Origin of the sequence: Streptomyces sp. NPDC047515 (assembly GCF_040643055.1) — a bacterium.
Classification (GTDB): Bacteria; Actinomycetota; Actinomycetes; order Streptomycetales; family Streptomycetaceae; genus Streptomyces.
This window is the reverse complement of sequence record NZ_JBEYTM010000074.1, coordinates 1-26,267: the sequence shown is the minus strand read 5'-3', so window position 1 is coordinate 26,267 and position 26,267 is coordinate 1. Positions and strand designations below refer to the sequence as shown.

Sequence of the window (26,267 nt, the reverse complement as noted above, 5' to 3'; positions counted from 1 at the left end):
TGGAAGCCTCAAGAACTCCCATCATCGCAGGTCGCAGGGCACTTCCTCGTTTCCCGAACAGTTATCCACCGCCATCAGATCGGTGGATCAAGGCTAAGGGTGGAGGCGACGAGGACCCGAAGGACCGGTGGGTCGAACTGACCGACGACGTGGCCATCCCCCTGCGCGAACACATGGAGAAGTACCCGCCCGTTGAGGTGACCCGACCGTGGGGCAGCAAAGGCGGCGACCCGGTCACGGTGCAGCTGATCTTCTCCACCCGGGAGAAGACCGCCATTCAGTCGAATTGGTTCAACTCCTACCGCTGGAAGCCTGCTCTGGCGGCAGCCGGCCTCATCAAGCCCCTTGACCCCAACGCGAAGGGACGGCGCTGGGAGAAGTCCCGCGACATGATGATGCACGCCCTCCGACACCTGTACGCCTCGATGATGATCAACGGCGGGGTAGACGTGTACACACTCGCGGATCGGCTCGGACACGCCGATCCTGCGTTTACTCTGCGTAAGTACGTGCACCGGATCGTGGGAGCCGGTTCCAAGATCCGCATCGCGGTCCGAAGCGCCTACACGAGGGCCGCGTGACTCTGTGATGTTCGGCTTGTGCAACGACCGTGCAAGATGATCTTCGGTGGGTTCGTTTGCACAGGTCAGATGTGTCGTATAGGAGTTCCGGGACATCTGAAAGCCTGCAGAAGAAGCACCGCCACACCCCTCCTGACCTGCACAAATGCGAGGTGAGGTGGGGCGTGACGGAGTCTTTGGGACTTCTCTGGGACTTTGAACCAGGAGCGACGGCTTCCGTGCACCGCGCAGCGGTGGATCCTCCTTGCCCTTTTTCATGACCTGCGTGACGCCGGGCCCCTCACCTGCCGCGTACGCCCGTCGTAGGGGCCACGGCGCAGGCCGGGAACACGAACCAGCAGACCAGGAACCACGCGGCGATGGGCGATGGCGCCGACCAGCCACAGCGCCACGGTGTCGGCCAGTGCCACTCGCAGAATGAGCGGGAGCGCGGAGCGCATCGTGCGGAGCAGCAAGGCGGGTCCGAGGACGGTCGGGCGCGACGCCCAGATCCCGGCCTGGGGCTTCAGCTGCCGGCGCTGAGGAGGCGGCGGAACGACACGAGTGCAATCAGCGCGGCCGCGGTGGCGGAGCCCAGGGGCGCTGCGACCAAGTAGATGGTGCGGTCCTCCGTGGTGGACAGATCGGCGAAGCGCGGCTGGAAGGGCCTGGAGCCCGGAGCGTCGGCTCCCGTCGGCGACGGCTCGGCCGATTGACCCCGGTCGAGTGAGGGAAGAGGCCATGAGCCACACCGTCCACCAGGCCGCCTGACGACCTGCCGCGGAAACGTGCAGGAGCCCTGAGGTGAACAGCAACCGTGACGCTCGACAGTTTCAGCCAACGCCACCACGGCCGAGCCGTCTTCGCGACGATGACACCCGATGACCGGGCCGCTCTTGGCGCCGTCCACGACGACCTCCGCGCCGCGGGCTACGACGAGGCCGGGATCCGCGCGTTATCGGGCATCCCGACCCCGCCCACCGCGCGACCGCAGAGGATCGCGATGCGGTGCGTCCACGAACTCGTCAAGGAGCGACAAACACAATGAACGTGAGGCCGACGTCCCAGGTGACCGATGACGTCGTCGAGTTGCGACCCCACACACCGGCGAGCCTCGATCCGCTGCTGCGGTGGAAGAACGACATCGAGATCCAGCGGCTCAGCGACGACGAGACGAACACGTTCACCCGTGCGGAGGTCGCCGCGACGCTTGAACGGTGGATGCGCCCCAGCGAGGACATCGTCCATCTCGCGATCGGGCTCGCCGGCCGCGCGGAGCCCATCGGATTCCTCCACCTGGCGCTCATCGAGCGGGCCCACCGGCGGTGCCGGCTGGGCATCGTCATCGGCGAGAAGGACCTGTGGGGGCACGGGTACGGGCGCCTGGCCGTGGCGCAGGCGGTGCACCACGCCTTCCGCGTGCTGGACCTCGACCGGATCACGGCGGAGGTCTTCGCCGACAACAAGCGCTCCGTGCGGCTGCTGGAGGGTGCGGGCTTCGTGCACGAGGGAGTCATGCGCGAGAGCGTCCACCGCGACGGGCAGCGCGTCGACGAGGTGGTCTTCGGACTGCTGCGGCACGAATGGACCAGGGGGCAGAAGTGACCAGGATCGGGATCAGTCTCTCCGACTTCGTGCCGGCGCCGGGCCACTTGGACGACGCCGTGTACCGGCGGGTCTCCTACGTCGAGTACGGCGGCCACCACCCGCCGGCGAGCGACCCCGGCATGCGCCGCCTCCTCGACGAGAACATCGTCAGCGACATGACCCGGCACCTCGTGTCGGTCGAACTGCCCGACGCCCTCGACATCGGTGACGAGGCCCGGCGCATCGCGGAGAACCACGCCGGAACCCAGCCGCACTACATGGTCACCGCCTTCGGCTTCTGACGGCTGGGAGGAAGAGGCGAGCGAAACCCCTGGTTCCGCCCCGCATTGCTCAGCCACGAGGTCGCCGAACGCATCGCCCACAACGTCAAGGGCCTGTCGGCGGAGCTGGGGCCCCGGTCCATGCCGAGAACCCCTTCAGCCTGACCCATCGCGGCGATCTGAGTCCCGTCGCGTTCATGCGGGAACTGGCGGAGCGGAGCGACGCTCTGTTTCGACATCGGGCACTTCCACGCCGCGCGCGTCAACTTCGTCGGCCTCTCCCTTCTCCAAGTGCTGTGGCTGCAGCGGGTACGGGGCCTGACCGCCCTGCAGGTGGGCGTCCAACTCCTCGCGGAATTCGGCGCGTTCATCGCCGCCTCGGTCCTGGCCGGAATACTGGTGCGCCGACTCGGCCCGCGCGTCCTGATCACGGCGGGCCTGCTGCTCGCGGCCTTCGGCGCCGCCCTCTTCACGCAGGTCGAACCGGACACCGCGTTCGCCGGGTACGCCGCCGCCTTCGTCCTGTTCGGCCTCGGCTGCGGTCTCGCCAACGCCCCGTCCACCGCCCTCGCCGTCGGCCACGTCCCCCCGGCCGCGAGGGCGAGGCCGACGGCACCGTCAACGCCGCCCGCCAGATCGGCGCCGTCCTCGGCACCAGCATCCTCGCCACACTGATCACCACACGCTTCGAGGACCGCGTCACCCACGTCCACGACCCACGCACCGCCTTTGCTCGGCACGGCGCTGGGCGGCGTGCGGCCGGTGGACCCACCGGGACTCGTCCCCGCGCAAGCCCATGCCATTGCGACGTATCTCCCGGCTGACGGTGGATGGACTACGGCCCAACTCGGCCGCAATGACGCGCGCGGTGCCCTTCTCGCCCAGTCGGTCGGCCGTGTGGATGCGTCGTTCCGCGCGAAGATATCTGGCATCGGCCGCGGCGAGGGAGTCCTCTGTCGCGCCGACGCCCCCGACCAGGGTCTGCCGGGCCGTGTCCAGTGACGCGAGCAGCAAAGCGCTGCCCGCCCACGCCGCCTCCTCGTACTTTGACGCGTGTGGGCCCGGACGAGTCATTGGCAGGCGCACTGCCGATGCTCGTTTCCGCACCGGGACCGGAACCCGGCGCTGCTCACTCGCCCCCTCACCCCGCCGAGCAGCCGGGCCCGCTGCTCGGGATCGCGTGCGAGCTCCGCTCCGACCAGTGCCATTGCCACAGCCCCGTCGAGCACCGCCGAGTCGGCGGAGACCGACGTTCCGTGCTCCGCGAACGCGGCCGTGTGGTGGGCGGCGTCGCCGACCTCGTAACCGATGGTCGGGTGGATCGCCGGCAGCACCTGCGAAACGTTGCCCATGTCGGTCGACGCGATGTGCTCACCCGCGCGCGACACCGGGACCCGCCCCAGGGCTCCGAGCGCCCGGACATACGCACCGGTCATGAACTCGTCCTGCCGCAGGTCGGCGAACTCCTCCCCACGCGGAGTGATTTCCAGCTTCGTCCCGGTGGCGAGCGCGCCGGCCTCCAGACAGGCCCGGACCCGGGCCTGTGCCCGGCGCAGCCGGGCCACCGAGCCGGCCCGGATCTCCACCGCCGCTCGCGTATGCGCGGGAATGACGTTGGGCGCCTGCCCGCCCTCGGTGACGATGAAGGAGACGACCAGCCCCGGTTCGAGCTGCTGCCGCAACAGCCCGACTGCGTGGTAGGCCACCGAGATCGCGTCGAGCGCGTTGGCGCCCTCCCACGGTGCGGTCGCGGCGTGGGAGGGCCGGCCGGTGTAGTCCGCGGTCCACTGGGCCATCGCCAATGAGGAACCGTCGACCTCGTCCTGCCCGCCGGCGTGAACCATCATGGCGGCGGCGACATCGTCGAAAACCCCGGCCCGCAGGAGAATCGGCTTACCGCCTCCGGCCTCCTCCGCAGGCGTGCCGATGAGCTTGACGCGGACGCCCAGGTCGTCGGCGACCGCGGCCAGGGCCAGCGCGCCACCGGTCGCGGCGGCGCCGTTGACGTTGTGCCCGCACGAGTGTCCGATCTCGGGCAGGGCGTCGTACTCGGCGCAGAAGCCGATCGTCAGGTCGCCGGTCCCGCACGTGGCGGTGAACGCCGTGTCCAGACCGCCGACGCTCCGCTCGACGGCGAACCCGGCGGCCGCGACGAGGTCGGCGATCTTGGCGCAGGACCGATGTTCCGCGAATGCCGGTTCCGGTTCTCGGTGCAGGCTGTGGCTGAGCTCGACGAGCTCGTCGGACCAGCGGTCGACCGCCTGCGCGATCGCGGCCGCGATGTCGGCCGGCACGCCGGCGTGTCCGGCGCTCACCGGTACTCCTCCCGCTTGCGGTAGCACAGGCCCAGGCCCGCGCCGGCGACCGCGACGCCGGCGCATACGGACCACAGCCACGTGTACGCGTGCTGGGTCACGCCCGACGAGGTCTGGTGGGCCGACATGATTGCGCCCACGACGGACGCGCCGATTGCCGCGCCGAACGACAGCGCGAGCTCGTTGATGCCCGCTGCCATGGCGGTGTCCTTCTCCGGGACGCACTCGACGCACAACGCGCGGGTTGAGGCCTGGTAGCCGCCGAAGCCGAGGCCGAGAAGCACGATCGCGGCGAGATACTGCGGCGCCGTGTGGTGCCACACCTGCAGGCTCAGGAACGACGCGGCGATGACGACACCGGAGAGCGCGAGCGTGTGGCGCTCACCGAACTTGCGCAGCAGCGTCGCGGTGGAGAGGGAACTGCCGAGGGCGAAGACGTTGAGCGCGAGCGCGACCAGTGCGATCGCCTGCGGCCCGTATGCGAGCCCGAACCCGGCCCTGTCGGGCGAGGAGCCCAGGAAGACGGCGTTCGCCCCGAAGAAACCGATGGTGGAGAACGCCAGGCAGAACGTGACCCCCGAGACGATGGCTACAGGTGGATTGACCAGCATCCGCAGGTTGACGAGCGGGGTCGCCGCCCGCGCCTCGACAGCGATCCAGAAGGCCAGGGCGAGCATCCCCCCGGCCAGCGAGCCGACCGTGCGGAGCGAGGTCCAGCCCCAGCTGCCGCCGAGCGAGAGCGCGGCCACCACGCCGACGAGGCCGAGGGCCAGCAGCGCGAACGCTCCGAGCGGCAAGCGCTCGCCGGTGGGCGGAGCCCCGTCCGGGAGCAGCAGACCCGCGATGACGGCCAGGACCGCGAACGGCACCGCAACCCACAGGCCCAGAGCCGCGGAGTGCTCGCTGAGCGTGCCCGAGATGACGCCGCCGACGCCCACCGAGGCGGTCAGCGCGCCGACGAGGAGGCCGACTCCGGAGCGGCGGTGCTCCGGCGCCCGGTGCCTCAGGAGGCCGATGAGCAGTGGCATGAAGCCGACGACTGCGGCCTGGAGCACGACGCCGACAGAGATCGTGAGCTGGCTCGGCCAGACCGCCATCAGCAGAGATCCGACGGTGACGAGCGCGATGGACACCCGCAGGAAGAAGCGATGGCCGTAGCTGTCGCCGAGCTTGGCGAGCAGTGGCGTCCACACGGCGAAGGCGAGCTGGGACAACAGGTAGATCCGGGTCTGTCCCGCATCGGTGATGCGCAGGGCGCTGCCGAGCGAGGGAAGCAGCGGCGTGAGGTAGCCCTGGGTCACGCCGCTCAGCAGTTCGACGAGGGCCATCGAGCCCAGGAGCACCTTGACGGGAGAGTGTCGCTGTGCGACCGCTTGCTCCCGCTGTGGTGGCTTTGTCCGCATCATTGACCTCGACTTCGATGTCGTTTGGAAACCTGCATGACGGGCGGCCCGCTCCACACTGTGGGTGACGCGCATCACCAATCTCGTCAGCTGGCCCATATTTGACACAGTGGGGCGTCAGACTGCCCGATATGAACACGCACCCCGGGTCGGAGTTGGACATCTCGATCATTGATGCGCTCCAGTTGAACCCTCGCGCCGACTGGGCTGAGCTGGCCGGGGCGCTGTGCCACTCGCCGAAGACGCTGGCCAGAAAGTGGAGCGCGCTGTCCGAGCGCGGCCTGGCCTGGATTGCGATCGGCCCAGGCCCCGCGTTCGTCCGCTACGGGTGTGCGGCGTTCCTGGTCGTCAATTGCCGGCCACACGCCAAGCGGGAAGTCGCCGCTGCGCTGATCGCTGAGGCAGCCGTGGTCTCGGTGTCCGCGACGTCGGGCGAGGCTGACTTCCTGGTCGACGCCTTCGCGCCGAGCCTCGATGACCTGTCCCAACTGCTGAGTGAGCGGATCGAGACCATCGACGGGATCGTCTCTGTGACAACGCTGGTCGCGCTGGCGACCTATCGGGAGGGGTCGCGGTGGCGGGTGCAGGCGCTGGACCTTCAGCAGTCCGCCCTGCTGACACGGCCGCAGGCCGGGGCGCCCCGCAGGTCGGGCCCTTCGCTCGACGATCTCGATCGCCTTCTGCTGGAGGCGCTGTCGCGCGACGGGCGGCAGCCCTGGACGGATCTCGCCGACCGGTGCGGAACGTCTGGACCCACTGCTCGGCGCCGCGTAGGGAAGATGATCGATTCCGGCCGGATCGCCCTGCGCTGTGAAGGCGCGACCGCCCTTGTCGGGCCGATCGTCCCGACCACGTTCATGATCTCGGTGCCGCCGGACGAGGTGAACCGGGTCGGCGAGGTGCTCGGCAGAATTCCGAAATGCCGGGTCCTGGAAGCGATCACCGGACCGTCGAACATGCTCCTGACGATGTGGTTCCGGAGTACCGCTGAGATCGCGCCCTTCGAGTCCGCGCTGGCCCGCGAACTCCCGTCCCTCGTCATCGCGGACCGCTTCGTCAGCCTCCGGACGTACAAGCGCGGGGGCCACATCCTCGATGCGGAGGGGCGGAGCACCGCGTTGATCCCGCTGGCGTCGATCTTTTCCGGGCGAATCGACCGGGCGGCGGCCGGTGCTACGGGCGCCCTGTCATCGAAGGCGGGAACAGAGGTGTGATGATCCCCGGCGACAGGGCGTCCGCCGTGGTCGGATGTCCATGGTGCAAGACGATGCGCGCACTGAAGCTTCCCCCTTGACGACGTGGGCGTCTTCCTCGGCCTGGACGTCGGCAAGAGCACCCACGGATTCAAGCGCCAGCCCGCATACGTCGGCTTGGTCCGCGATCCGCGAGTCCTGGGCGTTCATCAGCAGTGGGAGCCCTCTGGGACTTTTCTGGGACTTCCGGCCACGTCAACGAGCACGAGCGTGAAACAGTCGAAAGGCCATCTGCGCAGTTCAGCAACGCTATTCCGCTCAGCGTGCCAGGTCACAGCGCCGCCTGGTCTCTTCCGCGACATCTGACGGGTGAACGCCGCCGCGCCCTGCCTGACCTGCTGAATGACAGGTCGCAAGTCGGGTGCGGCGGCACCTGCGGTACATCTCTGCGGTCGCCCTCGCCACCATCGACTCGGTCCGGCCGCGGCATGAGGAGCCGACTGCAGAGCGTAAGAAGCACTGTGACTGGAGGGAGAGCGTCGAGTGCCCGTGCGGGCCCGTGCGAGGATCTCGACGTGAACGATCTGCACTTCCGCCTCGCCGAGGTCACCGACCTCGCCACTCTCGTTCGCCTGCGTGACGACGCTGCCCGCTGGATGCTCGCCCAGGGCATCACCGGTCAGTGGCAGCCCGGCCAGCTGGACGAGGACCACTTCCGCACGACCATGGCGAGTGGTGAGGTCTGGCTTGCCGAGGCCGATGGCCGCGTAACCGGGGCATGGGAGCTGTGGTGGCAGGACGAGGACGCCTGGGGACCGCAGCCGCCGGTGGCCGGCTACGTACATCGGCTGATGGTGGACCGCAGCAGCGCCAAGCCGGGGACGGGGCGGTTTCTGCTGCGTGCTGCGGAGCGCCGCGTGGCCGCGGCGGGGCGGGCGTTCGCGCGTCTGGACTGCCTGGCCGGCAACGCGCGCCTCAACGCCTACTACCTGGACGCCGGTTACCGGGTCGTCGGCCACAAGGCGGGCAAGCCGCAGCCGGGCGGTGCACCCAAGTCGTTCACCCTCCTGGAGAAGGCCTGCGGGCCGGCCGCGGGGGCCGAGCAACTGCGGCCAGGGGGACACACTCGCCGAGGATGACAATGGCGGTCGCCGCCTCGGCCGGCGCCTGGCCGGAGCCCTCGAAGCCCGCTCGGCTCGTGCGGCGTGGCGGCGTACCCGCACCGCCACGCCGTCCTGGACGGCGTGGCAGCGTGCGTTTCTCCGGCACCCTGGACCCGGCGAGGGAACCCCCGGGCGCCCGCTATCTCTGCTTCGGCCTCGCGTACGCCCGCAGCCGCTCCTCGCGGCTCGTCAGACAACAGCTCGCACAGCGCACCGCCTCCGCGCTCGTGTAGTACAGACAACAGGTGTTGCGCAGATAGACCAGCCGCTCCTCCGGGCCGTCCGGCGCTCGTCGGACCCGTGCCACCTCGCCCAGCGCCGCGAGTGCACCGGGTGCGGTGGCCGCGAACTGCCGCCAGCGGGCGGCCAGCAGATCCACCTGGGCGCCGTACGCGCACAGCGCCGTGGCGCAGCCATGGGCGATCCCTCCGCTCAACTGCCTTGCCCCGGCGCGGGTACGGCGGTGCAGTGCATCGGCGATGGGCAGCAGATGTCCGTCGAGTACGGTGCGGTGCAGCAGCCGTACGGGGTCCTCCCCGGCCCGGGGCACCAGCAGCCGGGCCCTTCGCACCCGGACTCCGTCGATCCCGTGTGCGGCGGGGCGCACCAGGACATTGCCGGACCGCATGTCAGTGACCTCGTCGTACAGCGCCCAGTGGAGTACTGCGGCGGCGGTGACCCGGCCCGCGTACACCGCCATCAGGGTCAGCGCGGTCGCATGACCGGTGCGGTGGCCGCTGCCGGTGCGCTCACTCTCCAGCAGCCTGGACAGCTCCATGCTCGCCGGGTCGGCCAGTCGGTCGGCTGCCAGCCACAGCCCTGCTTCGCTCGCGGGCGGTTCACCTTCGGCGACCTGCCAGCGTGGCCCGTGCGGCAGGGGCGTCCAGACGGGGGACGTGTTGTCGCTCATGACAGCGGGAGGTAGACGACGTTGGGGAAGCCGGTGACCGGGTGGGCGCCGACCCGGGATCGTATCCCGTAGACCTCGGCCAGCAGTTCTTCCGTCAGTACCGCGTGCGGGGAGCCGGACGCCACCAGTCGTCCGGCGCTGAGGACGAACAGCCGGTCGCAGTAGGAAGCGGCCAGGTTGAGGTCGTGCAGCACCAGCAGATTGGTGGTGCCCAGCGTCCTCACCAGGCTGAGGATCTCCAGCTGGTAGCGGATGTCCAGATGGTTGGTGGGCTCGTCGAGCGCCAGCAGTCCCGGTTCCTGGACCAGGGCGCGGGCGATCAGGGCCCGTTGCCGTTCCCCGCCGGACAGTTCCTCGAACCGCCGGTCGGCCAGGGATGCCGCGCCGACGCGCTGGAGCGACTGGTCGATGCGGTGGGCGTCGTGGGCGTCGTCCTGTTCCCAGAACCGTTTGTGCGGGCTGCGGCCCATCGCCACCACTTCGCGCACGGTCAGGCCGAAGGCGCCGGGGCTGTCCTGCGGTACGACGGCGACGCGGCGGGCCCGTTCCTTCACGCCGAGGGCCGCGGCGTCCGCCCCGTCCAGCAGGACCCGCCCCGCTGTGGGGCGCAGGGCGCCGTACACACAGCGCAGGAAGGTGGTCTTGCCGCTGCCGTTCGGCCCGACCAGGCCGACCGTCTCGCCGGGGGCGGCGTCCAGCGCGACCCCGTCGAGCAGGGTGCGGCCGGCCACCTCGTAGCTGATCCCGTCGGCGGCGAGCGCCGTCGGGGACGGTGCCGGGCTCATCCGGTGATCCCTTCGGTACGGCTGGAGCGACGCAGCAGCCAGAGGAAGAACGGGCCGCCCACCAGTGCGGTGACCACCCCGGCGGGGATCTCCTCGGGGGCCGCCACAGTTCGCGCCAGCAGATCGGCCAGCAGCAGGAAGACCGCCCCGCCGAGCGCGGTCACCGGCAGCAGTCTGCGGTGGGACGCGCCGACGATCAGCCGGGCGGCGTGCGGGATCATCAGGCCGACGAAGCCGATCGCCCCGCTGTAGGCGACCAGCACGCCGATGATCAGCGACACCAGCACGAAGACCCCGCCCCGGAAGCGGCCGGGGTCCAGGCCGAGGCTGCGGGCCCCTTCCTCCCCGGTCAGCAGCAGATCCAGCGGACGGGCCAGGCTGATCAGGAGTACGGCCCCGACACCCAGGACCACGGCGGGCAGCGCCAGTTCGTCCCAGCGGGCACCGCCCAGGCCGCCCAGGGTCCAGAACATGATCGCCCGCACCTGCTCGGCCCGGGAGGACAGCACCAGGATCAGGCTGGTGAACGCGGACAGCACGTACTGGATCGCCACCCCGGCCAGGATCAGCCGGCCCGTTGTCATGGTGCCGCCGCGCCGGGCCATCGCGTACACGGCGACCAGCGCCGCCATGGACCCGGCGAACGCGGCAATGGGCAGCGCCACATCGGTGGCCGCACCGGCGCCGACCCCCAGCACGACGACCACGACGGCGCCCGCCGACGCCCCGGACGAGGCGCCCAGCAGAAACGGATCGGCCAGCGGGTTGCGCACCAGCGCCTGGAGCACCGCGCCCGACAGGGCCAGCCCGGCGCCGACGACGGCCCCGAGCAGCACCCTGGGCAGCCGTATCTCCCACACGATCGTCGGGTACGCGCCGGTGCGTTCGCCGCCCAGCACCGCACGCAGCACCTCGCCCGGCGGAATCCGTACCGGGCCGAGCGCCAGACCGGCCACCGTCGCCGTGAGCAACAGCACCGTGAGGACGCCGATCACGACGGGGGCTGAGCGGAGGACAGACTTCGGGCCGGGGCGGGCGGACTCCGCGCTCACGGAGTGCCGGGGTGCAGCTGCCCGGCCAGGTCCCGCACGGCGTCGGCGACCCGGACACCGAGCACGGCCGAGGACAGCGGGAGTACCGCGAACTTCTTGTTCCTGATCGCCGGCACGTCCGCGAGTGCGGGATCGTTCAGCAGCCGCTTCTTCTTGGCCGCAACCGTGGTGCCCCCGTAGTCGTAGATCACCACTACTTCGGGCTTGCGCTTGATGACCTGCTCCCAGGACACGTCGCCGAAGGTGGCGTCGAGGTCCGCGAAGACGTTCCTGCCCCCGGCGAGCCGGACGATCTCGTTGCCGATGCCCTTACCGCCCGCCGTGAACGCGGAGCTGTCGCCGGAGTCGTACACGAACACCGAGGGACGTGCGGAGCCCTTGAGCCCTGCCTCGACCGCCCTGATCTTCTGTCGCTCCTCGGCAATCAGCTTCCTGCCGCGCTCCGGTACGCCGAAGGTCCTGGCGACCTGAGTGATCTCGGTGGCGAGCTGATCGATACCGACCTTGCCCTTGGTGCAGTTCTCGATGTTCAGCCGGGTGTTGATGCCGTCCTTCTGGAGCCCCGCCCGGTCCTGGCCCTTGGCCTTGTCGAAGGCGCTGCTGTATCCGCCGTAGACGAAGTCGGGGTTGGCGCCGAGCAGCACCTCCTTGGAGGGGTACTCCTTCGCGAGCACCTTGGTTCCGGCGTATGCGGACCGGTACTTCGGCAGGATGCTGTCGTCCAGGTAGGCCGTCCCGGCCAGCCGGTCCTGGAGCCCGAGGGCCAGCATGACCTCGGTGGCGTGCTGGTTCATGGTGACGGCCCGCTTCGGCGGGGCGTCGAAGGTCGTCCTCGTACCGCAGTTGGTGACCGTGTAGGGGAAACCTTCGGCGGCCGGTGCGGCCTCTGTCCTGCCCTCGTCGCCCGCGCCGGAGCCGCAGCCGGTGAGCGGGAGCAGAAGCAGCGGTATGAGCGCGAGTGGTACATGGCGGATCCGGGGCATGGCCGAGCCTTTCCGGGGGATGTCCTCGTCCCCTGGCTGTACGGAGAAGGCGGCGCGGCCAGTGTCTGGCTTCCGGGCTGCTGCAGCCCGGTCACAGTGGCGGGACCGTACCGGATTCACACCGGTTTCCTGACGCGCGTCGCCTGAGTTTTCGGGGCCCAGTCTGTCAGACCGCGGAATCGACGAGCCTGCCAGTACATCGTCCTTTTACGCTGCGTGCCCATTTGGCTTCCTCAGCGTTGCCGGGTATGCGCAGGTTTGACACGATAGGTCGGAAGGTGAGGGACACGGCGGCGCGCTGCCGTCCGCCTCGCCAGCCTTTCGGAAGGAGCGATCATGGCTGTGAAGGCCGACGGACGACGCTCCGGCGATACGAAGCCGGCGACGCATCCCGTCCAGGACGTTTTGGCGCACCCCATGGAGACCATGACGGCGGTCGTGGACAGAGTCCCGGGTGCCGAGGTGGTCAAGGGTGTTTTCGGCGGCGTACTGGACTCCGTCGGAGTTGTCTCGCCGCACGCCCGGCGGGTCACGGCGTACGCCGGAGCCGGTCTGCTCGGTGCGGCGGGGTTGATCGAGTGGCCGGTGGCGGTCGCAGGCGCCGCGGTGGTGTGGCTGACCCAGCCACGCCCTGAGGACGTGACCGAGGAGCCGACAGGTGCCGGTCACGGGCTGCGGGCCAAACAGGCGGCCCGGTCGGCCAAGGCGTCGACCGCTTCGGCGGCTTCGCGGAAGCCCAAGCCGGCGACGAAGGCTTCGACCAAGACGTCGGCGAAGGCGACGGGCGCGAAAGGGAAGGCGAAGGCCGGCCCGTCCGGGCAGCGCGCCGGCGCGCGAAAGCCTGCGGCAGCCGGGCGGAAGAAGAGCTGAACACCTTCAGCGTGCTTGATCGCCCGCTGCCCGTCGTCGGGTGGCAGGTTCGCTCACCCTCGGGCTCGAAGGCCCGGTCCCGCACAACAGCCTGACGACGAGCCCGTGAAGGTGAGAGATGCTGTCGCGTTTGCTGCCCCTGTCGCCCGTTGTGGAGCTGAGCAGCGCTCTGGTCGCTGCCCCGGTCCGCGCCACTCGCCGTATGACTCCATCGGCGTCGGCGGCGGGGCACGTGGCTACCGAGATCGTCAGCGCCGGTGTACGGAGTGCGGTGGGCGGCGCGGCGGCCGTGACGAGGGCTGGGCTGCTGTTCGGCAGGGCTGCCCGAAATGCGATGGCTCCTCAGGTCGGGTACTGGCACGCCGCATCGCGTATGCACCTCGCCCTGCACCACTCCCCGGACGCTCCGCTGAAGTCTGTGGCGCGTCTTGAGGACGCGGCCGCGAAGGTTGCTTCCGAGCTGTGCGAGCACCCCGACGTGGTGAGCGCCTATTGGGACGGGGGGCTGTCGCGGCTCGTCGTACAGCTTGCCGAGGGCACGGCCGATGAGGCTGTGGCGGACGCGGCGGCCGAATTGGCCGCCGGGCACGGTCTGGAGCAGGTCGGTGAGGCAACACTGGCCCACACACATCCGGGCGCTGCCGGCGGTGTGCGCGCGAGCCTGGTGGGCCTGGCGTGCGACGCCGTCGGGATCGCCGCCGCGCTGACCGCGCGGAGCGCTCGCGCGCAGCAGGCGCACCAGGCGGTGTCGGCCGTGGCGACGCTGCTGCGGGAGGACTCGCGGGTGCGGGCCCTACTGCGTCGCTCGCTGGGCACCGACGGTACCGATCTGCTGCTGGCCGCGGCGTATGCGGCGGCCAACGGCGTCGGTCAGTCGCCCACACCGCTGCTGCTCGACGCGGCACTGCGGACCACCCAACTGGTGGAGGCCCTGGCTCGGCTCGCCGCGTTCGACGCGGTGCACGACGCGCTGTGCGAACCCAGTCGGCTGACCGTTGCCGGGAACAACATCGAGCGGCCGCCGCTGCGGGCTTGTCCGGGGGAGGAGTACGCCGACGCCGCGGTCAACGGCATGTTGGCCGGGGCGGCGACGACGCTGTTGTTCACCCGTGACATGGGCAAGGCTGCCGAGGCCGTACTTGCCGGGACCCCCAAGGCGGCGAGGTACGGCCCGGCCGGCTTCACTGCGGCGCTGAGCACCCTACTGGCCCGCGAGGACGCCCTGGTCCGCGACGCCGAGCGGCTGCGTCGGCTCGAACTCGTGGACACCGTGGTGCTGCACCCGGAAGCGCTGCACCGCTACCGGCTGTGTGTGCTGGAGGCCCACCCGACCACCGACGACTGGGACCGGCACCAGCTCTGGCAGGCCGCCACCAGGGCTCTCCAGGGGGCCTCGTGGGGTGTCTCGTGGGGGAACGGCGGGGCAGCCGATACGGCGGAGGAGTCGTACCTCGGCCTGCGTCCGGTACCCGGCGGTCCGCCGGCGGAGACGGGCATGATGATCGCCTCGGTGGGCGACCGGGACGTCGGCACCGTGCTGGTCGGCTGGGAGACCGACCCGATGGCCGAGGCCGCACTGGACGCGGCGCGGCGCGCGGGCCTGCACGTCGTGGTCGTGGAGAACGACTCGCTGGACGAGTTCGGGGCACTGGCCGATGAACTCGCCCCCGCCGACCGGCCGTTCGCCGACGTGGTCCGCGCCCTGCAGGACGAGGGGCGGACGGTGTTGACGGTGGCGCGCGTCCCGCACGAATACGCCTCGGGCCACCCCTTGTCGTCGGGGCCGGTCAGACAGCGGTTGTCCGCCCGCGGCCGGGACGTGACCGAAGGGCTCCTCGCCGGTGACATCGCCGTCGCGATCACCGACAAGCGCAGCGCCGTCGTCTGGGGTGCGGACGTGATGTGCGTGCGCGGGCTGGCGGGTGTGTGGCGGCTGCTGTGCGCGGTCCCGGCGGCGCGGACGGTCGGCAGCCATGCCCAGTTCTTCACCGAGGCAGGCGCAGCGCTGTCCGCTCTCCTGGTACTCAGCAGAGGAACGCGCACCGGCCAGCCGCCCTTTCCTCTCAAAGTGCGGCTCAGCCCGGTCAACATCGCCGTCGCCGCGGCGCTGGTCTGGGGATGGTGGGCCGCGCTGGGCACTGCCGTGCACGCCACTCCGCACCCCAGGCCGCGGGTGCCCTGGCACGCGCTGGAGCCGAGAGAGGTGCTGGCCCGGCTGGCCAGGGCGCCGCGCTCCGCACCCACCGCCCTGATGACGCTGCGCACCGACGCGAGCCGTGTCGCGCGTACCGCCGCGGCGCATCCGTACATCTCCCCCATGCTCTGGGGTTGCCGTCTGCTGATCGCCACATGGGTCGAACTCGACGACCCGCTGACGCCGGTCCTGATGGTCGGCGCCACCGCATCGGCCCTGTTGGGCTCCGGGGTGGACGCATTCCTGGTCACCAGTGCCGTGACGGTCAACGCCCTGGTCGGCGGTTTCCAGCGGCTGCGCGCGGAACGCGCCCTGTCGGCCCTCGTCACCAGCCAGCGGCACACGGCCAGACGCTTGGCCGGGCCTGACGACGAGCAACCGTCCGTCGTGGAGGCGGAGCACCTGACGCCGGGCGAGGTGATCGAGCTGCACACCAACGACGTGGTACCGGCCGACGCCCGGTTGCTGGAAGTCGACGGTCTGGAGGTGGACGAGTCCGCGCTCACCGGCGAGTCCCTGCCGACCCGCAAGCAGCTGGCGGCGAAGCCGCAGGCCGCCGTTGCCGACCGCAGCTGCATGGTCTTCCAGAGCACCACCGTCGTAGCCGGCCGGGCCAGGGCGGTCGTGGTGGCCACCGGCTCCCGGACCGAGGCCGGCCGCGCCGCCGCGCTCGCCGCCCGCGTCCCCACCTCGGCCGGAGCCCAGGCACGGCTGCACGAACTGACCCGCAAGGTGCTGCCCCTCACCCTCGTCGGCGGTGCCGCCGTGGCCGGACTGTCCCTGCTGCGCGGGCGGCCGATGCGCACCGCCCTGCGAGGCGGACTGGCGGTCGCCGTCGCCGCCGTTCCCGAGGGTATGCCGCTGGTGGCGACGGTGGCGCAGTTGGCGGCAGCGCGGCGGCTGAGCAGGCTCGGCATCCTCGTACGCACCCCTCGCAGTCTGGAAGCGCTGGGGCGTATGGACACCCTCTGCTTCGACAAGACCGGCACACTGACCGAGAACAGCCTGAAGGTCGTCCAGCTCGCCACCGCCTCGGGAACCGAGCACCAGCCGTCTGCCCCCGAGGCGGCTTTGATCCTGCGTCTCGCTGCGCGTGCTTGCCCCCGCCCCGCCCAGGAGAGCGGCGCACACGCCCACGCCACCGACGCGGCCGTCCTGGCCGCAGCCCCGCACGACACGGGCTGGACCGCGCTCGCGGGACGGCCCTTCGAGGCCAGCCGCGGCTACGCCGCAGCCGTGGGCAGCGACCCCGACGGCGCCCACCTGCTGGTCGTCAAAGGGGCCCCGGAAGTCGTGCTGTCCAGTTGCCCCGACGCCGGTCCGGAGGTCCTCGATACCGCACTCGGGCTCGCCGCACGAGGCCTGCGGCTCCTGGCCGTCGCCCAGCGCCGGCTGTCCGCGGACGACGAGATGGACGAGTCGCTGGACAAGCCCCTCGAACTCCTGGAGTTCATGGGGTTCGTGGCACTGGCCGACACACCCCGCCCCAGCTCCGCACCGTTGGTCGCGGGGCTGCACGACATCGGCGTACGGCCCGTCATGCTCACCGGCGACCATCCCCGGACCGCCCAGGCGGTGGCCCTCGCCCTGGGATGGCCGGCGGGCGTCACGGTCGTCACCGGCGACGAACTCGCCACGCTCGACCGGGCCGGACAGATCAGGCTCCTGAAAGACTGCAGCGTGGTCGCCAGAGTCGCACCGGAGCAGAAACTCCAAGTCATCGAGGCGCTACGAAAGGCGGGCCGCGTCGTCGGTATGGTCGGCGACGGCGCGAACGACGCAGCCGCCATCCGCGCCGCCGACATCGGCGTCGGCATCGCCGCCCGGGGATCCGCGGCCGCCCGCAACGCGGCGGACCTGGTGATCACCACCGACGAACTCTCCGTCCTCATCGACGCCATCGGCGAAGGCAGGGCCCTGTGGCACAGCGTCGCCGACGCGATCAGCATCCTGCTCGGCGGCAATGCCGGAGAGGTCGGCTTCTCCGTCCTCGGCACTCTGCTCGCCGGCGCCTCGCCGCTGTCCACCCGCCAACTGCTCCTGGTCAACCTGCTCACCGACATGTTCCCCGCGATGGCCGTCGCTGTGACCCCCCAGGACACGCGACCAGGCAGGCAGTCCGTGGGGCTGGCCGCCCTCCAGTCCCCCCTGAACCACCAGATCCGGCAACGCGGCCTGGTGACCGGCATCGGCGCCACCTGCGCGTGGTTGATCGGCCGCCTCACACCGGGTACGGCCCGGCGCACCAGCACGATGGCCCTGTGCGGCGTGGTCGGCGCCCAGCTCACACAGATCCTCCTCGGCCGCCGGCGCAGCCCCCTGATCCTGGCCACCGTCCTCGGCACCGCCGCATTCCTCATCGCGCTCGTCCAGACCCCCGTGGTCAGCCACTTCTTCGATTGCACCCCGCTGGGCCCGCTCGCCTGGACGGGAGTCGCTCTCGCGGTGGCAACCGCGGCCCTCTCACCCCGCGTGCTGCCGCACACCGAGCGCCTGTTGACGGAACTCGGCGCGCGGCTGGGCCCCTTCAAGCGGTTCATCCCCGTGCCGGGATGACGCCGGCACGGGGATGCGACGAGCTCGTCAGAAACACCGTGCCGCAAAGGACGCCGGCTTCGCCCGGATCGGCTGCCTGCTGCCCATCCTCACCGCCCGCTCCGCGCATCTGCGCGAGCACTGGCACTACCGCTCGGCGCCCCGGCGCGCCTGTTCACCGGGGTGTGGGACGTTCCGGGCTGCTCTGGCCACCGACATCGCGGACGAGGTCCAGGCCGAGGACGCGGTCGAGATGGGCGAAGGTCTCGAACTTGGCACCAGCCGGCACCTCGGACCGTCCCGCCACATCGGCCAGCAGATCCAGGACGGCGGCGACGTCGAGGTCGTCGGCGAGCGCCGCGTGCGACTCCCGCAGCAGGTCGGCGGGGATCGGCCTGGACGGCTCCTGTGCCCAGTCCGCCACCTGTCGGCGCCACCGCCACAGGGTCTGCCGGGCGTCGGCCAGCGCTTCGCCGGTGACCGTCACCGGCGCGTCGTAGGGGCGGCCGAGCAACAGCAGACGTACGGCCAGTGGATCGGCGGCCTCCTCCGGCGCGGGTACGTCCGGGAGTTCCGGGGCGAGGAGGCGATCGGGGTCAAAAGCGCCCTCGTCCGGGAGAACCGTGCCGACCTCCCCCACCTCCATCCGGACCCCGCCCGTGACCTCGCCGGTGTCGGCGCCCCGGGCGGTCACGTGCACGTCGGCGGGGCCACCGAGTGCCGCGTCGGGACGGTGGGCCCCGACGACGAGCGGCGGATGGATGCCGAGCACCGCCATCACGCGTTCGAGCGCATGGTTCTGATCTTGTGTCAGCTCCGGCGTGGTGAGGACCGTGACGACCTGCAGACCGTTCAGCTCCGCGGTGCGCGCCAGCACGTCACCGATCAGCGGGACCCGCAGGTGCACCGGACCGATCCCGGTACCGGAGGCGGCCGGCAGATGGACGCGGCTGCGCAGGAGGCGGCGCGGTGCGGCAGGGATCTCCACGAGATGACCGGTGCGGGTGTCGGCGATACGCAGCATGATGCGGAGGCTAAGGGCTGTCCCGTGATCCGTGGTGGATCGGCGCGCGGCGTCGGATGCGGTGCATCGCAAGGCGGAGGGGCATCCACATACTGGATGCCTGTGGGTCAGGTACCTGGGCGCGGTCCTGAAGAAACCCGACACCGCGCCCCCGTCGACGCGGTTCCGTCGGCCGGGAGATCCCGGACCAGGATCGGTGATCACGCCGAGCGGCTGGGCAGGAAGGGGCTCAGCTCTCCTCGGTCAGCTGCTCGTCCAGTTCGTCGAAGAGCAGTTCGCCGTGGTCGATCTGCCCGGTCCGGTAGGCGGATCGCGCCACCAGGTGGGCGGCGACCGGTCCGGTCATCATCTGGAAGAAGCCGATCAGCGCGAGGGTGGCGAGGTCCATGCCGCTGCGCAGCCGCAGGGCCACCCCGCCGAGGACGAGGAGCATGCCGAGAGTCTGCGGTTTGGTGGCGGCGTGACTGCGGGACAGCACGTCCGGCAGCCGCAGCATCCCGATCACCCCGAGCAGACAGATGGCCGCGCCGACGAGCACCAGTACCGCACCGGCCGTGTCGAGGATCTGGAGCCAGGGCTTCACCGTGCTTCTCCCCCGGTGCCGTCGCGTCCGCCGTCGCTCCCGGTCGCCTCCGCGCCGTGCCTGGGCGCCGGCCGGTCGCGCACGGCGATGAAACGCGCGATGCCGACCGACCCGGTGAAGCCGAGGAAGGCCAGCACCAGCATGATCGGGAAGTAGAACGGGTCGCGGGCGAAGGCGGACTTGGCGCCGAGGCCCGCGATGATGAGGGCGGCGCAGACATCCAGTGAGATGGCCCGGTCCAGCATGGAGGGGCCCCACCAGATCCGGGCGAGGAGCCCTGCTCCGGCGACGACGATCACCACGACGGCCGCGGTCAGCAGCACCCGGTCGATGGTCTCCGGCACGCTCATGCGCGCTCTCCTCTCTCGTGCCTGACCGGTGGAGGTGGTTCGGCGACGCGGGCGATCTCGTCGGGGGTGCCGAAGGCCCGGACGGTCAGCCGTTCGAGCCGCCAGACGGAGCGCCGCGCCGCGTCGAGTGCGACGGGTCTGTCCGCGTCGAGGACGTGCAGGAAGAGGGTGGCCGTGGCGCGGCGTACCTCGACGATCGATCCGCCGGGCACGTTCGACACGGCGACGGCGGTGGCCGCGAGCATCAGGTCGGAGCGGCAGCGCAGCGGTACGGCGATGACCGCGGCCCGGTGCCGATGGTCGACGAAGATCTGCCGGGTGACCCGTACGCCCGAGGTGTACATGTCGTAGAGCAGATACCCGGCGAGCAGCAGGATGCCCCAGGGGTGCAGGCGGAGCCCGAGGTCGACCCGGGGCAGCGGGAAGGCCAGACAGACGGCCACCGCGACGACCGCGCCGGTCAGTACGTTGGCCCAGTGGAAGCCGGACCAGAGCAGTACCCAGATGAACGTGAGCCAGGCGATCAGCGGCAGGTCCAGGACGCGTCGTCGACTGCCGAACTCACAGCTGAAGGGCGGCAGTTCCTTGTTCCGGAAGGACACCGTGATGCGGCGTTTCATCGGCCGAGCAGCGCCTCGACATAGGGGGTGCGTGCGATGAGTTCGGCGGCCGCGCGGTCGGTGTAGGAGGTCAGCGGTCCGCCGAGCACGGTGAAGGCGAGTCCGAGCAGGACGGTCGCCGCGGTGGCCGCGGTCATCAGCCGCGGGAGCTGCGTCGTGGTGGTGACGGCGTGTCCGTGCAGGGTGGCCGCCACCGCGAGCCCGGCGGGCTGATGGCGGGGGCGAACCCCTTCGTCGCCGCTGCCGCGGATGTGGTCGGGGCCCTCGTCGACGTCGTCGTCCTCGTCGGAGTCGGTCTCCAGGACGGTGCCGGCCGCGGTCTGTCCGGGCGGCGCGGCCCGCCAGAACGCCAGGTTCCAGACCTTGGCCGTCACGTACAGGGTGAGGAGGCTGGTCACGGCGGATCCGATGACGAGGATCCACGCCCAGACGCCGCCGTCGGCGACACCGGCCCGCATCAGCCCGAGCTTGCCGATGAAGCCGGACAGCGGCGGGATGCCGGCCAGGTTCATGGCGGGCACGAAGAAGAGGACGGCGAGCAGCGGGGCGGCCTTGGCCAGTCCGCCGATCCGGGTGAGTTCGGTGGTGCCGCCCCGGCGCTCGATCAGCCCGGCCACCAGGAAGAGCGTGGTCTGGACGGTGATGTGGTGGGCGACGTACACGATCGCGCCTCCGTACGCGTCCCGGGTGGCGAGGCCGATGCCGAAGACCATGAAACCGATGTGGCTGATGAGGGTGAAGGAGAGCAGCCGCTTCAGGTCGGTCTGGGCGACGGCTCCGAGGATGCCGACGACCATCGAGGCGAGCGCGGCAGCCATCAGCAGGTCGCCGAGCCGGTTTCCGGGGAAGAGCAGGGTCTCCGTGCGCAGCATGCAGTAGACGCCGACCTTGGTGAGCAGGCCGGCGAAGACCGCGGTGACGGGGGCGGGCGCGGTCGGATAGGAGTCGGGGAGCCAGGCGGCGAGCGGGAAGACGGCGGCCTTGATGGCGAAGACGGTGAGCAGCATCGCCTGGATCAGGGTCTGTACCCCGAGCGGGATTTCGGCGAGCCGGCCGGCCAGCTGGGCGAAGTTGGCGGTGCCGGTCGCCGCGTACGTCATGGCGATGGCGGTGAGGAACAGCATGGACGAGAACAGCGAGATGATCACGTAGGTGGAGCCCGCGCGGACGCGGGGTCCGGTGCCGCCGAGGGTGAGCAGGACGAAGCTGGCGACCAGCATGATCTCGAAGCCGACATAGAGGTTGACGAGGTCACCGGCGAGGAAGGTGCAGGAGACCCCGGCGACCAGGATCAGGTACGCGGGGTGGAAGACCGCCACGGGTGTCTCCTCGTCCCGGTCCGCCATGCCCTGGCCGAGGGAGTAGATCAGCACGCAGAGCGTGACGGCCGAGGAGACGGACAGCATCAGCCCGGACAGCCGGTCGGCGACCAGCGTGATGCCGAGCGGCGGGGCGAAGTCGCCGAGGTGGACGGTGAGCGGGCCGCGGGTGTCGGCGACGACCATCAGCGTGAGGGAGAGGCCGAGCACGGCCGTGAGCACGGCGACGCTGACGAAGCGCTGGACCTGCTTGAGCCGGGTGCCGACGGCGAGGCTCAGGCCGGTGGCGCAGAGCGGCAGCAGTACCGGCAGGGGGACGAGTGCGTTCATCCGGTGGCTCCCGGGTCGGCGTCGGCATGGGTCTGCTTCTGTGCGTAGTCCTCCAGGTCCGCGCCCAGTACGTCGTGCCAGAGGTCCCCGGTGGCGTCCCGGCCGCGGGCCTGGAGGGCGCGGTCGGCGCGCAGCCTGGCCCGTAGGCGGCGGCGCTCCTCGCGGTAGCGGGCGCGGTCCTGCACCGTGACATCGGAGGCGGCCCGGTAGCGCTCACGCAGTTCGTCCCGCTCCCCCAGCACCTCGGAGCGCAGTGCGATGCGGCGGTCCTCGTCGTCGTCGTGGACCTCGTCGGTGCCGGTGATCTGGTGACTGCGGTAGGCCATGGCGAGGAGGAACGCCGTGGTGGCGAGGGTGATGACGATCGCGGTGAGCGCGATGGCCTGCGGCAGGGGGTCGGTGACCCGGCCCAGCGGGACGCCGTAGAGCAGCGGTTCCCGGCCGGCCGATCCGGTCGCGGCGAGGACGAGCAGATTGATGCCGTTGCTCGCGATCACCGCGCCGAGCAGGATGCGGGTGAGGGGCCGGGTGAGCATGAGGATGCCGCCGACCGCGCACAGCACCGCGGCGGTTGCCAGGAGCGAGGCGCTGACCCTCATCCGGGAGTGCCTCCCGTCCCGGGTGGGGTGCGGGTGCTCGTCGCGGCGGCCTTCTCGAACGCCGCTCGCTCGATCTGCCGGTCGATCTTGGCGCCGAGCGCGCGCACGATGTCCAGCACCACGCCCAGGACCAGGAGATAGACCCCGAAGTCGAAGAGGACCGGGGTGCCCAGGTGGTATTCGCCGATCAGCGGCAGTCGGCCGTGGTGGGTCCAGGCGTGCAGGACCGTTCCCTCGGCGAGGCCGAGCAGGGCGACGCCGGTGGAGATGAACAGCCCCAGTCCGGTGAAGAGTCCGGGCTGCAGGGGTGCGGCCTCGGCGAGTTCGAAACGGCCGCCCGCGAGGTAGCGGGTGATCAGGGCCAGCCCGGCGACGAGCCCGCCGACGAAGCCGCCGCCCGGCATGTTCTCGGCGCAGAACAGCAGATACACCGAGAGCACCAGGACCGGGTGGAACAGCAGCCGGGCCACGACCTCGAAGACGATCGAGCGGTGCTCGGGCGCCAGCGTCGAGCCGGCCGCGAGCCAGCTGCGCTCCGGCGCCCCTTCGTCACCGTGCGGCAGTCCCGTCATCTCGGGCCCCGCCAACGACCACGCGGTACGTCCCCGCACCTCTTCGCGCAGCGACTCCCCCTCGGTACGTCGGTGCAGATAGATCAGGCTCGTCACGCCGATCGCCGCGGCGGCGAGCACGGCGGACTCCCCCATCGTGTCCCAGGCGCGCAGATCGACCAGGATGGTCGCCACCACGTCCTTGAGGCCGTGGTGGGCGACCTCCTCGACCATGGCCGCGCCGGCCGATGGTGCCGTACGGGCGGCCGCCGCGACCCACACCACCACGCCGAGCGTCGCCGCCGCGGCCAGTGCCACCGGGACGCGTACGGCACGCCGCCAGGTGCTGACCGACTCCTGGAAGTGCACCGGCATCCGCCGCAGCACCAGCACGAACACGATCATCGACACGGTCTCGACGCAGAACTGGGTGAGCGCCAGGTCCGGGCCGCCCTGGACGACGAAGAGCAGCGCGGCCCCGTATCCGGTCAGGCCCGCCAGGACCACGGCCTTCATCCGCCGGCTGACGGTGAGGCAGAGGAGGGCGGCCGCGCAGGTCAGCAGAGCGACGGCACCCTGGAGCGGGACGTCCCAGGCTCTCGGGACGACCGCATCGCGCCAGGGCTGGTCGATCCCCAGAACGGTGAGCTGGCCGACGAGCATGACGAGGAGGGTGGTGGCGAGGTAGACGGAGAGCGAGCCACGCTGGACGAAGCCGGTGAGCTGGAGGGAGAGCCGCTCCAGGCCGAGCAGCAGGTGTCCGAAGACGCTGTCGGCCGTCGGCCACGCGATCCGCCGGGAGAGCCGGGTCACGGTGGCGCGCCCGGCGAAGAGCACCACACCGCCCGCCACGGCGACGGCCGACAGCAGCAGGGCGGTACCGAATCCGTGCCAGAGCGACAGGTGGTACGGATGCGCGGTCGGCGGGAACGTGTCGGCGTACGCGCCGAGCAGCCGGTCGACCCGTCCGACGCCCGGCCCGAGCACCAGCCCGCAGAGCGCGAGCAGGGCGGGCGGCGCGAGGAACGCCGCGCCGACCCGGTGCACGGGGGTGTCCTCGACCCCGGCTTTGCGGGCGAAGGCGCCCCAGACGAACCGTACGGTGTACGCGACGGTCAGCGCGGACCCGGCGACTGTGACGCCCAGGGCCCAGCGGTCCGTGGTGTCGCCGTTCAGCAGCGCCTCGAACGCGGCTTCCTTGCCGGCGAATCCGAGCAGCGGGGGCAGGGCGGCCATGGACGCCGCGGCGAGTACCGCGACCGTGCAGACGTACGGCAGTGCCCGGCCGACGCCGGAGAGTCTGCGCAGGTCCCGGGTGCCGGCCGCGTGGTCGACGATGCCGGTGACGAGGAACAACGGGGCCTTGAACAGGGCGTGAGAGAGAATCATGACCGCGGCTGTCAGTGCCGTGTCCCGGTTGCCGACCCCGGCGAGCAGGGTGAGGAAGCCGAGCTGGCTGACGGTGCCGTAGGCGAGAACCAGCTTGAGGTCGTTGAGGCGCAGCGCCCGCCAGCCGCCGAGCAGCATGGTCGCGGCGCCGAGGACGACCACGACGGGCCGCCAGACCGGCACATCGGCGAAACCCGGGGCGAGCCGGGCGACCAGATAGACACCGGCCTTGACCATCGCGGCGGCGTGCAGATAGGCGCTGACGGGGGTGGGCGCGGCCATGGCGTTCGGCAGCCAGAGGCTGAACGGCCAGATCGCCGACTTCGACAGGGCGCCGCACAGGATCAGCACCACCGCCACCGAGACGGCGAGGCTCGCCGCGGGCGGGTCGGCGAGGATGGCGGAGATCCGGTAGGTGCCCGCCGACTGACCGATGATCAGGAAACCGACGAACATCGCCAGGCCGCCGAGGGTGGTCACGGTGAGCGCCTGGAGCGCGGAGCGACGGCTGTGCTTCCGCTCGCTGTCGTACCCGATCAGCAGGTACGAGAAGACCGTGGTCAGCTCCCAGAACACATAGAGCGAGATCAGGTCGTCGGCGAGAACCAGGGCGAGCATGGCGCCGGCGAACGCGAGCAGGTTGCCGGCGAAGCCGGCCAGTTGCGGGGTTCGGTCGGTGAAGTACGAGGCGCAGTAGAGCAGGACCAGCGTGCCGATTCCGGCCGCGAGCAGCACCATCAGCTCGGCGAGCGCGTCGAGCCGCAGATCGACGGTGACGTCGTACGCCGGCATCCACTGCCACGTCCAGGTGACCGAGCCGCCGGACGCGGCGGTGTTCCACCGGGTGGCCGCCCACACGGTGGCGGCGGCGGGTGGCAGCGCGAGCACGACGAAGGCGCGTCTGCCCAGAGCCCGTACCAGCGGGCGCGCGCAGGCGGCCAGGACGAAATGGCAGACGATGAGCGCGGTCATACGGCCCCGGGGGGCGTCCCGCGCCTGCTTCGGGAGGGCGCCGGGGGCCTGGATGATGCAGCACGGGCAAAGGGCACTAAATACAGATATATCCCAGGACGCTCTTCACCCGTACGGCGCGCCGCGCCCGGCCCGGCGCGGCGGGATCGCCCGCACCCGCCGCGGACACCGGGACGGGTCTCCCGCGCTCGCGGCGTACACCGCGGCGCGTTCAGCGGCGCTCGCTCACCTACGGCGCCACGGGTCGTTCACCCGTGCTCGCCGCAGACCCCGCTGTGGTCGCAGTACGGCGCGTTCCCGGTGCGCCCGCAGCCGCACAACATCACCCGGGTCTCCTGGCGCGACCCGTGGGCGGTGACCACTTCGAGGTCGCCGCGCAGATGGAGTACGCCGCCGGCGTGCAGCGAGACATGCGTCGACACCTCCGGCTCCTCGTCGAAGGCGCCGTCGGTGCGGTGGTACTGCAGCGCGCCGCTCGGGCAGCGGTGGACGACGTCGGCGATCCAAGCCGGAATGGGCGCCTCCGGGTCTCGGTGGTGGAGATGTGCGCGATCAGTGATGCACTTGTGAGCCCGCTTCCTTTTCATTTTTGCAGTGTGACTAATAGGGCTTTGTTAGGTTCTGTGGTGGGGTTCGGGGGTTGGTGCGGGTTGGCCGCATATCGAGCAGGCGCCGGTCCAGGTGGCCAGGAGGGCCTGG

General features: G+C 71.0%; 23 protein-coding genes, 2 pseudogenes and 1 riboswitch. Of the genes and pseudogenes, 9 read left to right on the top strand and 16 right to left on the bottom strand.

The window, feature by feature from the left end; genetic code table 11:
- A partial coding sequence (locus ABZ826_RS34970) for a tyrosine-type recombinase/integrase (protein ID WP_361457782.1) occupies nt 1–581 on the top strand: 581 nt, incomplete at its 5' end.
- A gap of 280 nt (nt 582–861) precedes the next feature.
- Here ABZ826_RS34970 and ABZ826_RS34965 read toward each other — a convergent pair.
- Nucleotides 862–1,224: pseudogene (locus ABZ826_RS34965) on the bottom strand (DUF6328 family protein); the annotation flags it as partial.
- A gap of 153 nt (nt 1,225–1,377) precedes the next feature.
- Here ABZ826_RS34965 and ABZ826_RS34960 point away from each other — a divergent pair.
- The 4 genes from ABZ826_RS34960 to ABZ826_RS34945 all read left to right on the top strand — a co-directional run bounded on the left by ABZ826_RS34960 (nt 1,378) and on the right by ABZ826_RS34945 (nt 3,103).
- Nucleotides 1,378–1,608 (top strand): hypothetical protein, encoded by a 231-nt coding sequence (locus ABZ826_RS34960; protein WP_361457779.1) that lies wholly within the window; start codon nt 1,378–1,380, stop codon nt 1,606–1,608.
- On the top strand, nt 1,605–2,165 hold the full coding sequence (locus tag ABZ826_RS34955; protein WP_361457776.1) for a GNAT family protein: 561 nt from the start codon (nt 1,605–1,607) through the stop codon (nt 2,163–2,165). The genes ABZ826_RS34960 and ABZ826_RS34955 overlap by 4 nt, the downstream gene beginning before the upstream one ends.
- The gene (locus ABZ826_RS34950) at nt 2,162–2,449 is read left to right on the top strand and encodes a hypothetical protein (RefSeq protein WP_361457773.1); all 288 of its coding nucleotides are present in this window, start codon (nt 2,162–2,164) and stop codon (nt 2,447–2,449) included. The genes ABZ826_RS34955 and ABZ826_RS34950 overlap by 4 nt, the downstream gene beginning before the upstream one ends.
- A 216-nt stretch (nt 2,450–2,665) precedes the next feature.
- Nucleotides 2,666–3,103 carry an MFS transporter gene (locus ABZ826_RS34945; protein WP_361457785.1) on the top strand — a complete coding sequence of 146 codons (438 nt, stop codon included), beginning with the start codon at nt 2,666–2,668 and terminating at the stop codon, nt 3,101–3,103.
- Between the two features lie 48 nt (nt 3,104–3,151).
- Here the strand turns inward: ABZ826_RS34945 and ABZ826_RS34940 are convergent.
- The 3 genes and pseudogenes from ABZ826_RS34940 to ABZ826_RS34930 form a co-directional block, all read right to left on the bottom strand.
- Nucleotides 3,152–3,358: pseudogene (locus ABZ826_RS34940) on the bottom strand (helix-turn-helix domain-containing protein); the annotation flags it as partial.
- A gap of 140 nt (nt 3,359–3,498) precedes the next feature.
- Nucleotides 3,499–4,743, bottom strand: coding sequence for an amidohydrolase (locus ABZ826_RS34935; RefSeq protein WP_361457770.1), 1,245 nt, complete (start codon nt 4,741–4,743; stop codon nt 3,499–3,501).
- Nucleotides 4,740–6,071 carry an MFS transporter gene (locus ABZ826_RS34930; protein WP_361457767.1) on the bottom strand — a complete coding sequence of 444 codons (1,332 nt, stop codon included), beginning with the start codon at nt 6,069–6,071 and terminating at the stop codon, nt 4,740–4,742. Before ABZ826_RS34930 ends, ABZ826_RS34935 begins: the two co-directional genes overlap by 4 nt.
- Before the next feature lie 206 nt (nt 6,072–6,277).
- Between ABZ826_RS34930 and ABZ826_RS34925 the strand changes: the two genes are divergently transcribed.
- Both ABZ826_RS34925 and ABZ826_RS34920 read left to right on the top strand, forming a co-directional pair.
- Nucleotides 6,278–7,360: an Lrp/AsnC family transcriptional regulator gene (locus ABZ826_RS34925; protein ID WP_361457764.1), complete on the top strand. Its 1,083-nt coding sequence runs from the start codon at nt 6,278–6,280 to the stop codon at nt 7,358–7,360.
- Between the two features lie 554 nt (nt 7,361–7,914).
- Nucleotides 7,915–8,478, top strand: coding sequence for a GNAT family N-acetyltransferase (locus ABZ826_RS34920; protein WP_361457761.1), 564 nt, complete (start codon nt 7,915–7,917; stop codon nt 8,476–8,478).
- 163 nt (nt 8,479–8,641) lie between these two features.
- Here the strand turns inward: ABZ826_RS34920 and ABZ826_RS34915 are convergent, their stop codons facing one another.
- From ABZ826_RS34915 to ABZ826_RS34900, 4 genes are read right to left on the bottom strand one after another with little or no spacing between them, the layout of a single operon-like run.
- On the bottom strand, nt 8,642–9,412 hold the full coding sequence (locus ABZ826_RS34915) for a (2Fe-2S)-binding protein (protein ID WP_361457758.1): 771 nt from the start codon (nt 9,410–9,412) through the stop codon (nt 8,642–8,644).
- Nucleotides 9,409–10,197, bottom strand: coding sequence for an ABC transporter ATP-binding protein (locus ABZ826_RS34910; protein ID WP_361457755.1), 789 nt, complete (start codon nt 10,195–10,197; stop codon nt 9,409–9,411). Before ABZ826_RS34910 ends, ABZ826_RS34915 begins: the two co-directional genes overlap by 4 nt.
- Nucleotides 10,194–11,249 carry an iron ABC transporter permease gene (locus ABZ826_RS34905; protein ID WP_361457752.1) on the bottom strand — a complete coding sequence of 352 codons (1,056 nt, stop codon included), beginning with the start codon at nt 11,247–11,249 and terminating at the stop codon, nt 10,194–10,196. Before ABZ826_RS34905 ends, ABZ826_RS34910 begins: the two co-directional genes overlap by 4 nt.
- Nucleotides 11,246–12,232, bottom strand: a complete 987-nt coding sequence (locus tag ABZ826_RS34900) for an ABC transporter substrate-binding protein (protein WP_361457749.1) — start codon at nt 12,230–12,232, stop codon at nt 11,246–11,248. The genes ABZ826_RS34905 and ABZ826_RS34900 overlap by 4 nt, the downstream gene beginning before the upstream one ends.
- 38 nt (nt 12,233–12,270) lie before the next feature.
- Nucleotides 12,271–12,423: riboswitch (cobalamin riboswitch) on the bottom strand.
- A gap of 145 nt (nt 12,424–12,568) precedes the next feature.
- On the opposite strand from ABZ826_RS34900, the gene ABZ826_RS34895 reads away from it, so the two are divergent.
- A complete protein-coding gene (locus tag ABZ826_RS34895; RefSeq protein WP_361457746.1) occupies nt 12,569–13,102 on the top strand; it encodes a hypothetical protein in 534 nt (177 codons plus the stop codon).
- Between the two features lie 118 nt (nt 13,103–13,220).
- Nucleotides 13,221–17,852 (top strand): cation-translocating P-type ATPase, encoded by a 4,632-nt coding sequence (locus ABZ826_RS34890; protein ID WP_361457743.1) that lies wholly within the window; start codon nt 13,221–13,223, stop codon nt 17,850–17,852.
- A gap of 154 nt (nt 17,853–18,006) precedes the next feature.
- On the opposite strand, the gene ABZ826_RS34885 is transcribed toward ABZ826_RS34890, so the two are convergent.
- The 8 genes from ABZ826_RS34885 to ABZ826_RS34850 all read right to left on the bottom strand — a co-directional run bounded on the left by ABZ826_RS34885 (nt 18,007) and on the right by ABZ826_RS34850 (nt 26,155).
- On the bottom strand, nt 18,007–18,855 hold the full coding sequence (locus tag ABZ826_RS34885) for a hypothetical protein (protein WP_361457740.1): 849 nt from the start codon (nt 18,853–18,855) through the stop codon (nt 18,007–18,009).
- 229 nt (nt 18,856–19,084) lie between these two features.
- A complete protein-coding gene (gene mnhG / locus ABZ826_RS34880) occupies nt 19,085–19,438 on the bottom strand; it encodes a monovalent cation/H(+) antiporter subunit G (protein ID WP_361457737.1) in 354 nt (117 codons plus the stop codon).
- The gene (locus ABZ826_RS34875) at nt 19,435–19,788 is read right to left on the bottom strand and encodes an MrpF/PhaF family protein (protein ID WP_361457734.1); all 354 of its coding nucleotides are present in this window, start codon (nt 19,786–19,788) and stop codon (nt 19,435–19,437) included. The genes mnhG and ABZ826_RS34875 overlap by 4 nt, the downstream gene beginning before the upstream one ends.
- Nucleotides 19,785–20,408 carry a Na+/H+ antiporter subunit E gene (locus tag ABZ826_RS34870; RefSeq protein ID WP_361457731.1) on the bottom strand — a complete coding sequence of 208 codons (624 nt, stop codon included), beginning with the start codon at nt 20,406–20,408 and terminating at the stop codon, nt 19,785–19,787. Before ABZ826_RS34870 ends, ABZ826_RS34875 begins: the two co-directional genes overlap by 4 nt.
- A complete protein-coding gene (locus ABZ826_RS34865; RefSeq protein ID WP_361457728.1) occupies nt 20,405–22,057 on the bottom strand; it encodes a Na+/H+ antiporter subunit D in 1,653 nt (550 codons plus the stop codon). Before ABZ826_RS34865 ends, ABZ826_RS34870 begins: the two co-directional genes overlap by 4 nt.
- Nucleotides 22,054–22,656: a Na(+)/H(+) antiporter subunit C gene (locus tag ABZ826_RS34860; protein ID WP_361457725.1), complete on the bottom strand. Its 603-nt coding sequence runs from the start codon at nt 22,654–22,656 to the stop codon at nt 22,054–22,056. Before ABZ826_RS34860 ends, ABZ826_RS34865 begins: the two co-directional genes overlap by 4 nt.
- Nucleotides 22,653–25,568, bottom strand: coding sequence for a Na+/H+ antiporter subunit A (locus ABZ826_RS34855; protein ID WP_361457722.1), 2,916 nt, complete (start codon nt 25,566–25,568; stop codon nt 22,653–22,655). The genes ABZ826_RS34860 and ABZ826_RS34855 overlap by 4 nt, the downstream gene beginning before the upstream one ends.
- A 248-nt stretch (nt 25,569–25,816) precedes the next feature.
- Nucleotides 25,817–26,155: a CDGSH iron-sulfur domain-containing protein gene (locus tag ABZ826_RS34850; protein ID WP_361457719.1), complete on the bottom strand. Its 339-nt coding sequence runs from the start codon at nt 26,153–26,155 to the stop codon at nt 25,817–25,819.
- Between the last annotated feature and the right edge of the window lie 112 nt (nt 26,156–26,267).